This window comes from Thalassospira indica, from assembly GCF_003403095.1.
In the GTDB taxonomy this organism is placed as follows: domain Bacteria; phylum Pseudomonadota; class Alphaproteobacteria; order Rhodospirillales; family Thalassospiraceae; genus Thalassospira; species Thalassospira indica.
On the sequence record NZ_CP031555.1, the window covers coordinates 1,949,783 to 1,962,049 of the forward strand.

9 protein-coding genes and 1 pseudogene are annotated in these 12,267 nt (G+C 52.6%); 9 read left to right on the top strand and 1 reads right to left on the bottom strand.

Annotated elements, in window-relative coordinates:
* Window positions 1-160 precede the first annotated feature (160 nt).
* The 3 genes from amrS to DY252_RS09205 all read left to right on the top strand — a co-directional run bounded on the left by amrS (window position 161) and on the right by DY252_RS09205 (window position 2,218).
* Window positions 161-1,237 carry an AmmeMemoRadiSam system radical SAM enzyme gene (amrS, locus tag DY252_RS09195; RefSeq protein WP_064790024.1) on the top strand — a complete coding sequence of 359 codons (1,077 nt, stop codon included), beginning with the start codon at window positions 161-163 and terminating at the stop codon, window positions 1,235-1,237.
* Window positions 1,238-1,272: 35 nt separating this feature from the next.
* Window positions 1,273-1,671, top strand: a complete 399-nt coding sequence (locus DY252_RS09200) for a (R)-mandelonitrile lyase (RefSeq protein WP_064790025.1) — start codon at window positions 1,273-1,275, stop codon at window positions 1,669-1,671.
* Window positions 1,672-1,753: 82 nt separating this feature from the next.
* Complete coding sequence (locus tag DY252_RS09205; RefSeq protein WP_064790026.1) at window positions 1,754-2,218, top strand: GNAT family N-acetyltransferase; 465 nt, start codon at window positions 1,754-1,756, stop codon at window positions 2,216-2,218.
* A 10-nt stretch (window positions 2,219-2,228) separates the two neighbouring features.
* Here the strand turns inward: DY252_RS09205 and DY252_RS09210 are convergent, their stop codons facing one another.
* Window positions 2,229-3,461: an NnrS family protein gene (locus DY252_RS09210; RefSeq protein WP_064790027.1), complete on the bottom strand. Its 1,233-nt coding sequence runs from the start codon at window positions 3,459-3,461 to the stop codon at window positions 2,229-2,231.
* A gap of 188 nt (window positions 3,462-3,649) precedes the next feature.
* Between DY252_RS09210 and DY252_RS09215 the strand changes: the two genes are divergently transcribed.
* From DY252_RS09215 to DY252_RS09240, 6 genes and pseudogenes are all read left to right on the top strand, one after another.
* A complete protein-coding gene (locus tag DY252_RS09215; protein ID WP_064790028.1) occupies window positions 3,650-7,450 on the top strand; it encodes an SIR2 family protein in 3,801 nt (1,266 codons plus the stop codon).
* 146 nt (window positions 7,451-7,596) lie between these two features.
* Window positions 7,597-9,066, top strand: a complete 1,470-nt coding sequence (locus DY252_RS09220; RefSeq protein WP_064790029.1) for a leucyl aminopeptidase — start codon at window positions 7,597-7,599, stop codon at window positions 9,064-9,066.
* Between the two features lie 85 nt (window positions 9,067-9,151).
* Complete coding sequence (locus DY252_RS09225) at window positions 9,152-9,607, top strand: DNA polymerase III subunit chi (protein ID WP_064790030.1); 456 nt, start codon at window positions 9,152-9,154, stop codon at window positions 9,605-9,607.
* Window positions 9,608-9,892: 285 nt separating this feature from the next.
* Window positions 9,893-10,621: pseudogene (locus DY252_RS09230) on the top strand (methionine ABC transporter ATP-binding protein); the annotation flags it as partial.
* Window positions 10,622-10,711: 90 nt separating this feature from the next.
* A complete protein-coding gene (locus tag DY252_RS09235) occupies window positions 10,712-11,371 on the top strand; it encodes a methionine ABC transporter permease (RefSeq protein ID WP_064790032.1) in 660 nt (219 codons plus the stop codon).
* Window positions 11,372-11,451: 80 nt separating this feature from the next.
* Window positions 11,452-12,252, top strand: a complete 801-nt coding sequence (locus tag DY252_RS09240; RefSeq protein ID WP_129542703.1) for a MetQ/NlpA family ABC transporter substrate-binding protein — start codon at window positions 11,452-11,454, stop codon at window positions 12,250-12,252.
* Window positions 12,253-12,267 lie beyond the last annotated feature (15 nt).

A 12,267-nucleotide genomic window follows, 5' to 3' on the forward strand; every position in this document is an offset into this window, starting at 1 on the left:
CACCGAAAAACCTCTTGATTGTTTTTTTCAAAAATTACAATTCCAATCATGTTAACCTCCTATGGTTGATAGTTTAGCATTTTATACACTTTATTTTATAATTTTATAGCGGTTAATTTAAGGCTCATTTAAACTGCTCAGTTCTGATAGATTGACCGAAATGGATGTCGTCTCAGCTACATATTGGCACCATCTCGACGATGGCCGTATTCAGTGCGATGTCTGCCCGCGTTTTTGCAAGCTGAAAGACGGGCAGCGGGGCTTGTGTTTTGTCCGCGCCCGCCAAGGCGATCAGATGGTGCTGACCACTTGGGGCCGATCATCGGGCTTTTGTATTGATCCGATTGAAAAGAAGCCGCTCAATCATTTTCTGCCCGGCACGCCGATCCTGTCCTTTGGCACGGCGGGCTGTAACCTGACCTGCAAGTTCTGCCAGAATTACGAAATCTCCAAAGCGCGCGAGATGGATAAGCTTTCATCCCTCGCCACCCCGGAAATGATCGCCAAAACCGCCAAAGCGCATGGTTGCTCGGCCGTCGCCTTTACCTATAATGATCCGGTGATCTTCCTTGAATATGCCGTTGACGTGGCGCAGGCCTGCCGGGAAATGGGCATTCGCACCGTCGCGGTTACCGCCGGTTACATTGGCGATAAGGCGCGCGAGGAATTTTTCCGCCACATGGATGCCGCCAATGTCGATCTGAAGGGGTTTACGGATCGCTTTTATCATCAGCTGTGCTCGGCCCATTTGGATGATGTGCTGGAAACGCTTAAATATCTCCGCCATGAAACCGGGGTGTGGATGGAACTGACCAACCTTGTCATTCCCGGCGAAAATGATGGCGACGCCGAGTTCGCGGAAATGACCCAGTGGGTCCATGAAGAACTCGGCCCCGATGTGCCAATGCATTTTTCGGCCTTTCATCCCGACTGGAAAATGATGGATACGCAGCCCACCCCGCCCGAAACTTTGGTGCGCGCACGCAAGATCGCCATGAATAACGGCATTCGTTATGCCTATGTCGGCAACGTGCATGACAAATCCCACAGCAGCACCTTCTGCCATGGCTGTGGCGATATCCTGATCGGGCGCGACTGGTATCAACTGTCTGACTGGAACCTTGATGCCCATGGCGCATGCAAAAGCTGTGGCACGCATTGTGCCGGTGTGTTTCGCGCAACGCCCGGCACATGGGGCCCGAAACGCCAGCCGGTGCGCTTGATGGCCGGGCAATAAATCATCACACCCAATAAACCCACAGGAAAAACATCATGGAAATCAAACGCGCCGGATCGCAGGCCTCGACCGTTGCCTCACCCGAATATTTCACCGGGCAGGTCCGTATCGAGCCGATCATCAGTGCCCCTGATCCTGCACGCGTTGCGGCCGCCAATGTGACCTTTGAGCCGGGCGCGCGCACCACATGGCATACCCATCCGCTGGGCCAGACCCTGATTGTCACGGCTGGCTTTGGCCGCGTGCAACGCGACGGCGGCCCGGTCGAGGAAATCCGTCCCGGCGACATCGTCTGGTTTGAACCGGGTGAAAAGCACTGGCATGGGGCCGGCCCCGAAACCGCCATGACCCATATCGCCATTCAGGAAAAGCTCAATGGTTCGCCGGTGGATTGGCTCGAACCCGTGACCGATGCGGACTATCTCGGGCAATAATTTTGCTAGCACTCTGGCGCTATATCGCTACATTGCCGCGACGTTTGACGCGGTTGGAAAGAAAGAACACGCAGTGGCCGGGATGAAAATTCGCAAAGCCCGCTTGGGCGATGTCGGGGCAATTTTTGCCATCCGAAGCCGCGTGCGTGAAAACCACCTTTCCGCATCTGAGCTGGCCGAACGCGGCATCACCAAGGCGGCCTTTGGCAAGTGGCTCACCCAGGGCTATGGCATCTGGCTTGCCGATCTCGATGGCTCTGCCGCCGGCTTCGCGATTGCCATCCCGAATGAGGCTACCCTCTGGGCATTGTTTGTCGATCCGGAGTTTGAAGGACGCGGGGTAGGGGCAGCATTACTGCGCACCGCCGAGGACTGGCTGTTTGCCCAAGGATGCAATGACATCTCGCTGACCACCGGGGCCAACCCCGCCAACCGCGCACACGGCTTTTACGAAAGCCACGGCTGGCATCCCACGGGCGATGTCGAAAACGACGAAGTCGAATACATCAAATCCAACCCGTCGCTTTCGCTGTTTGATTTCGGCTAGGCAGGTGGCCCTAGCGCACCGGAATACCGCGCGTTTTCTTTTGGCTCGGTCCCAAAAGGACCGGCGCATAACCAATCAAAAATGCCAGCCAACCGCCAATCCACATCAGGGTCGCAATCGCCAGCACCGACACATAGGCCGATCCGTCAAAGCCAACAGCCACCCGCGCCACCGTCGAAAGCCAGATCAACCCGAATGCGCTATTAAGTGCGATACCGGCCCGCAATTCACGCCCCGTATGACCAAGGGCGGCCCGCCCGGCAATTGCAATAATCATGCAGGCCATCGCCCCGCCGGTCAGGGCATGTAACGCATCGCGACTGCCAAGCATGTCCGGCCACAGGATCGCGGTGCCCAGCAATGCCAAGCCAACCGGCACCCAGAAATAACCAAGATGCAACATCGCCACAATCGGTTCGCGCCAGCTATGAATACCCCGCCAGCGGATCAACCGCACGGCATGCAAAAGCGATGCAGCCAAGGCGCAATAGCCAAATAAGGCGCCATACGGGCTGATAATCCCGGCAAGAATCGTAACCACCACACTGGCCAGACAGATCATGTCAAATCGGCCAAACATGGCGGGCAGCGGGGCCGCAATCTGTTCGCGGGTCATCCAGTTGCGGGTAAAGGCCGGGATCACCCGCCCGCCAATCAGGGAAATCAACAAAATGATCGCAAGGATCGCGGTTTGATACAGCATCACCGGATCAAGCGCGATGACATCAAGACAGGATGCAATAAACAGCCCGTCAAAAAGCGCAATCACACTGATCACCGCAATCACCCGCATATTCTTGAAATTGCGTGCGGCAATCAGTTCGCGCATGGCAAGGGCGATCAGAAATGCGAAATAGGCCAATGCACCACAGATCACGGCAAGGAACGGCAGGTTTTCGGCAAGGCCAATGGCAAGGCGTCCGACAAGCCATGTCAATGTAAGGGCCATTAACATGGGGCCTGCAATCGGCGGCCGTGCGGTCCAGTTGGCAATCGCGGTTAACAGAAATCCACCAATTGCCGCCCCGCCAAACCCGAAAATCATTTCATGCGCGTGCCAATAGGACGAAGTCCCAAGGCTGGGCACGCCATAACCATGCACAAATCCTGCAACCCACCAGACCACCGCAACAATCGCAAGAAGACCCGCACACAGGAAAAGCGGGCGAAATGCGCCGCTCCAGAATGGGTGGGGGGATTTTTGCGGCTCTGTAATCGAAATCGGTGTGGCATTGGCATTCATGACGGCTCTCCAAACAACTGGAATGCGTCATAATAGCGTTCAAAACCGATCCCGCCTTGATGTTGAGCAATTTATGAGAGGAAGCTCTGCGTATTTCCGGTTTGCTGAAGATTTTTATGGTCTCAGGGTTTCTATTTTAGGATGCTGTTTACAGGAACTCTTCCGCATTTGTTTTCAGGTATTCAATAATGAGATTTTTAGCCAACGGCCCAAACATTCCTGATCATCTGCTGAAAAAGAGAGATGAAGGTCGGTGCATATTCCTGTGTGGTGCTGGTGTATCGATTCCGTCCGGAATGCCTCAATTCTATGGCTTGGCTGAATACGTCATCGATAAATTAGATCCGCCTGAAGACGGAACAATTATGGCGGATTTTCAGCCATGGAGAGATGGAAAATCTGGGGCTAAAACGCCATTGGACCAGATATTCAACGCTTTGTATCAAGAATACGGGCGTGAAGAAGTGAATGCATTGGTTGAGAAACGTCTCACCGAGAAAAAGGTGACGGGCCCTAGTAGAGAGCATCAGCTCATCGCGAGAATATCGGCTGACCTAGATCGCAACCCTCAGGTTGTAACAACCAATTTTGATCATCTTTTTGAGGATGCTGTTAGCGGAAATGTTGACGTGCGCATTGCTCCGGCATTGGCTTCAATCGACCATGGAGAAATGATCTCAGGCATCACGTATTTGCATGGTCGTGTGGGGAAATCAGACAGTTACGTTTTGGGAAGTGCGGATTTTGGGAGAGCTTACCTGGCTGAGGCTTGGGCAACCTCATTTGTAATGCAGCTTATCAAACACTACACGGTGGTCCTCGTGGGGTACGGAGCTGAAGACCCGCCAGTAAAATATCTTTTGCAGGGGCTTCGTCAGGTAGACGGTATCGACCCTCAAAAACTCTATGTTTTTGATCGTGGACGACACGAAGATATTGAGGCTAAGTGGGCTGACAGAGGCGTAACACCAATTGCTTATTCTGGTGAAGGGCAAGATCATTCGGCTTTGTGGGACACCATCGAAGCTTGGGCAGATAGAGCTGATAACCCAAGAGTTTGGTGTAGAAATATTATTGAGCAAGCGAAGAAAGGTCCCAGATCCCTGCAAGCTCACGAACGTGGGCAGGTGGTACATCTTGTTCGCACGACTGCTGGCGCAAAGTTGTTTGCTAGGTCCACGCCAATCATAACACCAGAATGGCTCTGCGTATTCGATGCTAGTTGCCGTACAGGTAAGCCTGCCTCCGGCTATGCCAAGGACTCTGAAGTTTTCGATCCATTCAAGGAATACTGCTTAGATGATGATTTAGAAAGGTTATCTGCAAACACAGATAAGAAAGGTAGAGTATTTGATGATCTAACGAATTGGCACTTCGGAGATGGAAACAAAAACCAAATTCATAGTTTAGGTACTTTTCCTCTACCATCTCGTATGCCTCTTCCTTCAAGGCTCAATTCACTCCTTTGGTGGATTGCACAGAATTTGGATAATCCGATAACAGCATGGTGGGCTTTTCGCCAGTTTAGGCTTCATCCCAGTTTACTAGATGCATTTAGGCACATGCTTAGAGACAAAAAGGATCTAAGTAGAAAAGCGCGCAAGCTACTTAATATCCTTTTGGAAATACACACTGATCCCATCAACTCCGACAGGAATTTCTCTCTTCACCAATTAAAGGGCCGGATTAGTTTGGAAGGCTGGACCCAAAGCGCTCTTCGTGAACTCGAGCGCATCATGGTTCCCGAGTTTCGGTCCAGTCGACCTTTTGAAATAGCGGCAGGCAAACCACCTATGGATGGTTGGTTTGCAACGAGGGTCTCCGAAGTGACTCGTTTGGAAGTGAAGTTTCCCGAGCCACGGATTTCGGTTGGAGAGCTGCCGGATGATGTTTTGGAAGCAATATTTTTGGTAGCTGAGAGATGCCTAATTCGCGGCAGTGATATGCTTTCGGAACTCGATGTAATCCTGTTTACGACCGCGACTTGCTATCCAGATCGAGAGGCAGAAGGAGAGCGCGAAGATCGAAGGACATCAGGATTCTTTAAGTGGTTTTTAGAGTTGTTTGCAAAACTATCGATTGTGTCTCCCAAAATAGCGCGTAATCGAGCGGCTCTTTGGTCAGAAAAGGATACTTATTTCTTTAGAAAACTGAAATTTTTTGCGTTTTCGAGAAAAGAACTTTTTGATGATAGTGAAGCAGCATCGTTTCTTCTGTTTTGTGAGAATGAAGCATTCTGGGACCTGAATGCGCGTCGTGAGCTTTTATTCTTTATTGAAGACCGCTGGGAAGGCTTTAGCTCGCAGGAACGCAAGCGGCTGATTGAGCGAGTTTTCCAGGGGCCCGATAAACTGGCTGATCAGTCTCCGGAAGAGTATGAGAATTGGCGCCTTAATATGATTGCTTCCTATCTCTCTTGGTTGACTTTACACGGATGCGAACTGCCGCCAGAGCAAATAAATCGTCTTGCAGAACTCAAGGCAGGTTTAGCGGATTGGGATGATAGGTCAGCCAAAGGATTAACCTTTATCTCTGGTGCGATGGTCCACACAGTAAGTGTAGATGAAAACCCAGAGGCATTATTTGGAAAGCCGCTCAGTAAAATCGCTGATATCGCAGAATCCCAATCTCAACGTGGCTGGGGTGAGTTTACTGAGCGAAGGCCATTTTCGGGATTGGTTAAGCTAAACCCCCGCACTGCCTTGGCCGCACTTTCTATACAGACGAAAGAAGGAAAGTACCCAAAAGACAGGTGGTCTGAGCTTCTAAAGTACTGGCCACAAGACACAGGCCCCAGATTGACCAATGTGTTTTTACGGCGAATCTATCGTTTACCTGACGGGGTAATCCGTGAGCTTAGGCATGAAGTATCTAGCTGGGTTAAAGAGAGTTTACCCGGGCTCCATGGCGCCGATCCGAATTGCGCTTGGAAAATTTTCGATAATATCGTCAGAGCCTTAAGTCAAAACATTCACGAGGCGACAGAAAGTTCAATCTTAACTCAGTCGTTTGATGGTGAGAAAAACGAAAGATCAAGAAGGACGATAGATCATGCAATCAATGGCCCCATTGGAAATATAACTGAAGGTGTTTTGGACGCATTGACTGAGTTGAAACTCGATAAAGGTCATGGTCTTCCTAAAGAGTTTTCTTGTCGCCTAATTGAGCTAATGCATGTCGAAGGCGAAGGAAGCGATCATGCCGTGTGTTTGATCGCAAAGCGAATACGATGGCTTCATTTTTTGGATGCTGAGTGGGTGAAAAAATACTTGATCCCATTTTTCAATATTGAACACCCTTACTCGGAGCCTGCTTGGGAAGGTGCATTACTTCGCTTTGAACCGTTTCATGACCAAATTTGGGCGACGATAAAAGACAGTTTTCTCGAGCTTTTTACGCCAAACATAAAGTGGCAGCTTTCCTCAAATCAGAAAGAAGCAGCTGTTCATATACTGCTAGTCTTAGGAATGTTCCGGCTGGAGATGACAGACGGTGTGACAGCAAAGGAAGTTCGAAGGTCTCTCAGGTCAATGGATGATGAAATGAGGGCCGATGCGATTTATCTGCTTTCAAGGTTCGGAAAAGAAAATGAAGATGGCTGGGCCAAGTATGTTATTCCATTCGTCTCAACAGTTTGGCCACTGGAAAGAAAGTTTCGAACTAGTTCTTCTGCTTCCGCTTGGTTGTCAACGTTAAGTAGCGCGGGTGACGCTTTCCCAAAGTTGTTGAAAGTAGTGATGAAATTTTTGGTTCCAATAAGGGTAAATCACGAGATTTTCAGGTTTTCGCGCGAGATTGCAGATGAAGATGCCCTGGTCGCAAAGTATCCAGAGGAAGTTCTATCTCTACTTAACACTGTTGTGCCTGACGCCGCCTCTGATGATCTCTCTGAGTTGGGACGAATTCTTGAAGAAATTGAGCAAAACAATCCGGAGCTTGTCAACAGCAGGCACTTCCATCGGCTAAGTGATGTTCTCGAGAGTGTTTGAGTTTTGCCGATAGACCCAACATCGCGTTCTTTTTCCACGATAAGCCTTTTCAACCGCGTTTAACGCGCTAGATTAGGAGCATCAATTTATTTGCAGTTGCTTGATCAAGGGCTGCGCCCCGAAACATGACAGGAGTCCTGTTCACCATGAAGATCACGTTTTCCGATCTCGCCATTCCGAAAGCCGGTGCCGTTATCGCCTTCGCGACCGAGGGTGCCGATCTGATGCCCAGTGCCGTCGCACTTGATGAGGCAACCGGGGGTGCGATCACCAAGGCGATCAAGGCGTCGACCTTCAAGGGCAAGTCGGGCCAAAGCCTTCAGGTTCTGGCACCGGCCAATGTCGATCTGTCGCGCGTGATCATTTTCGGGATCGGCAAGGAAGCCGAGTTTGACGTGATTGCCGCCCAGAAGCTTGGCGGTTCCGTCACCGCCCGCGCGCTTTCCACCGGCGAGAAAGAGCTTTCCGTTCTGTTCGACATGGAAGGTATGGCGTGTGATTTCGCAACCGGTGCCATGCTGCGCGATTATCGTTTCGATAAATACCGCACCACCGAGACCAAGGAAGACAAACCGGTCCTGAAATCACTTGATATCGCCACCCGCGATCACAAGGACGCCAAGAAACAGTTCGATAGTGCCAAAAAGGTCGTCGAAGGCGTGTTCTTCACCCGCGATCTGGTATCAGAACCGGCCAACATTCTGTATCCGGAAAGCTTCGCCAAGGAAGTCTCCGCCCTTGAAAAACTGGGTGTCGAGATTGACGTGCTTGATGAAAAGGAAATGAAGAAGCTTGGCATGGGCGCACTGCTGGGCGTTGCCATGGGCTCGGCCCGCAAACCGGCCATGGTCGTCATGCGCTGGAACGGTGGCAAGAAAAAGGACGCCCCGGTCGCCTTCGTTGGCAAGGGTGTGACCTTTGATACCGGTGGTATCTCGATCAAACCGGCTGCCGGCATGGAAGACATGAAATGGGATATGGGCGGTGCCGGTGTGGTATCGGGCCTGATGAAGGCACTGGCCGGTCGTAAGGCGAAATGCAACGTGGTTGCGGTGCTTGGCCTTGTTGAAAACATGCCGTCCTCAACCGCACAGCGCCCGGGCGATGTGGTTACCTCGATGTCGGGTCAGACGATCGAAGTCATCAATACCGACGCCGAAGGCCGTCTGGTGCTGTGTGATGCCCTGACCTATGTGCAGCAAAAATACGATCCGCGTCTGATTGTCGATCTCGCGACCCTCACGGGCGCAATCATCATCGCGCTTGGTCATGAAAATGCCGGTCTGTTTTCCAACAATGATGACTTGGCGTCCCAGATCACCACGGCTGGTCTTGCGGTTGATGAGGGTGTCTGGCGTTTGCCGCTGTCGCCAGCCTATGACAAGCAGCTTAAATCCGACATTGCCGATATGAAAAACGTTGGCGGTCGTCCGGCGGGATCAATCACCGCGGCCCAGTTCCTCAAGCGCTTTATCACCAAGGATCGCCCGTGGGCGCATCTTGATATCGCCGCCATGGCCTGGTCAACCGCGGACAAGGAAGTCGTGCCAAAAGGCGGCACCGGCTTTGGTGTCCGTCTGCTCGATCGCTTTGTTGCCGATAACTACGAGTCCTGATTTCAGGAACGCATAACTGAATAAAAGACGGGGCAGGGTGATGATCATCTTGCCCCGTTTTTGCTTTCGCGATACTCAATTGGCTATGGCTGATATCTGGTTTTACCATCTCACCAGCATGCCGCTGGAACGGGCCTTGCCCACGCTGCTCTCCAAAACGCTGGAGCGCGAAAAGCGTGCCGTGGTGATGACCGGCGTTGAAGAACGGGTCGAGGCCATCAATACCCTGCTATGGACCTATGACGCCGCAAGCTGGTTGCCGCATGGCTCCAAGTCCGATGGTGATGCGGAAATGCAGCCGGTCTGGCTGACATCCGAGGATGAAAATCCCAACAATGCCCAGTTCCTGTTCCTGACCGACCGCGCCATGAGCGACAAGGTCGGCGATTATGAACGCGTGATCATGCTGTTTGATGACCGCGATCACGATGCGGTGGCCGAGGCCCGCACCCGCTGGAAAGACTGGAAAGACGCCGGACACAAGCTGTCCTACTGGCAGCAAACCCCGCAAGGCGCGTGGGAGAAAAAGGCCGAAAGCTGAGTGCTTTCAGGGCTGTGTATCGTGCTTGGCAAGACATCAATAAACACATAAAATGCTGTAATATAATGGGTAATCATACGCGCCATGCGTAAAATGCATGATTTTCCCCATTGAACAATGACACCGGGTCAGATAGACAAGGGGTGTTGAACGCGCCGATTTGCTCCTCAGCTTGCGGGCGCGCTAAAAATGCGGCTAAAGCGAGAGGGCGTATATGCTCCGTATGTACGACCGCCTCGGTAACGCCGCGGCGGTTTTTTTGTATTTACGGAAAGGTTGGGATCCATGATCCGGCTCTCGAACGTCCAGAAAACATATGCAGCCCGACGTGGCAGCGACGAACATGTTGCGCTGCGCGGCATCAATCTTGATATCGCTGCTGGCGAAATCGTCGGCGTTATTGGCCGCTCCGGTGCGGGTAAATCAACCCTGATCCGCTGCATCAACCTGCTTGAAATGCCGACCTCCGGGTCTGTTACGGTTGATGGCACCGATGTCACCCGGCTTTCCAAACGCGACTTGCCGCTGTTCCGCCGCCAGCTTGGCATGGTGTTTCAGCATTTCAATCTGCTGTCTTCACGCACGGTGTTCGATAATATCGCACTGCCGCTTGAACTGGCGGGCGCTTCCAAGGCCGATATCGCCAAGGCGGTGGATCCGCTGTTGCCGCTGGTCGGGCTTGAAGACAAGCGTGATCGCTATCCGGCAGAGTTGTCCGGCGGTCAGAAACAGCGTGTCGGCATTGCGCGCGCACTGTCCTCAAATCCCAAGGTTTTGCTCTGTGACGAGGTGACATCCGCCCTTGATCCGGAAACTACCCGTCAGATCCTCACACTCCTTAAGGACATCAACAAACGCCTTGGCCTGACCATGGTCGTGATCACCCATGAAATGGCGGTGGTCAAGGCGCTTTGTGACCGTGTCGCGGTGATGGATGGCGGCGTGATCGTTGAAGAAGGCGGCGTTGAGGGCATCTTTGCCAATCCGACACACGCCACCACGAGGTCGCTTCTGGCCGATGAATTCATGGATTTCCGTGCTGGTTCCGATGCATCCAGCAGTGCGAACAATACCGGCGGCGCCGTCGGGCAGGAGGGCTAAGTCATGTTTTCAACCCTTGCACCCATTCTGCTTCAGGCGACCTGGGAAACCCTTTATATGGTCGCGGTCTCGCTGTCGATTGCGACCGCCTTTGGCTTACCACTTGGTGTTTTGCTCGCAACCTCTGGCCGGGGCGAACTATTTGAAGCCCTTTGGTTCCAGCGCGTGTTTGGTCCGCTGGTCAACGCGACCCGTTCCGTGCCGTTTATCATTCTGGCAGTCGCAATCATTCCGTTTACCCGCTTCGTCGTCGGGACCTCCATCGGCACGTCTGCGGCGATTGTGCCGCTGACGGTCGCGGCCATTCCGTTCATCGCCCGCATCATCGAAGGTGCGATCCGCGAAGTTGATGGCGGTCTGATCGAAGCCGCACAGGCCATGGGGGCGCGCCCGGTACAGGTTGTGACCAAGGTTCTGCTGCCCGAAGCACTGCCGGGCATCATTCACGGATTGACCCTGACGGCGGTGACGCTGATTGGCTATTCGGCGATGGTCGGTGCGGTGGGGGCCGGTGGGCTTGGCGACCTTGGCATTCGCTATGGCTATCAACGTTTCCGCCCGGATGTGATGGCGGCGGTTGTCATCACGCTGATTGTCGTGGTGCAGGCGGTGCAAAGCTTTGGCGATTATCTGGCGCGCAAGGCCGACAAACGAAACATCTGAGCCAATAAAATCCAAATGTGAGGAATGCTCACATTCATCGAATTCCCGCACAAAACAAAATGAAATCAAGGAGTTTTACAATGCGGTTTCTGCTTAAACTGACGGCTGCGGCCGTTCTGGCATCGGCCCTGACCGGTCAGGCACTTGCCAATGATGCGATCAAAATCGGCGTCACCCCGGGTGCGCATGAAGAAGTCATGGAAGAAGTCGCGAAAGTCGCGGCCACCAAGGGCCTGGACATCGAAATCGTCAGCTTCTCGGACTATGTTATTCCTAACCAGGCGCTTGATGATGGCGATCTGGATGCCAATAGCTTCCAGCACAAGCCGTATCTGGATAACCAGATCAAGGATCGCGGCTATGACCTGTCGGTTGTCGGCTATAACATCCTGACGCCGATGGGCATTTATTCCAACAAAATCAAAAGCCTGGATGACCTGCCTGAGGGTGCTGAAGTCGGCATTCCGAACGATCCGACCAATGGTGGCCGTGCGTTGCTGGTCCTGCAATCCCAGGGTCTGATCAAGGTTGATCCGGCGGTTGGCCTTGTCGTCAGCCCGCTTGATATCATCGAAAACCCGAAGAATATCAGCTTTGTAGAGCTTGACGCCGCACAGCTTCCGCGGTCGCTTGATGATCTGGATGCGTCGGCGATTAACACCAACTACGCACTCGAAGCCGGTCTGAACCCGATCAAGGATTCAATTGCGATCGAAGGCAATGACAGCCCGTATGCCAATGTTATTGTTACCCAAACCGCCCGCAAGGACGAGCCGTGGGTCAAGACGCTGGTCGAAGCTTATCACGATGATGCGGTCCGCAAATTCATCGACACCAAGTATGAAGGGTCGGTCCTGCCGGTCTTCAAAATTTCTGAATAATCAGTCCGATTGTTC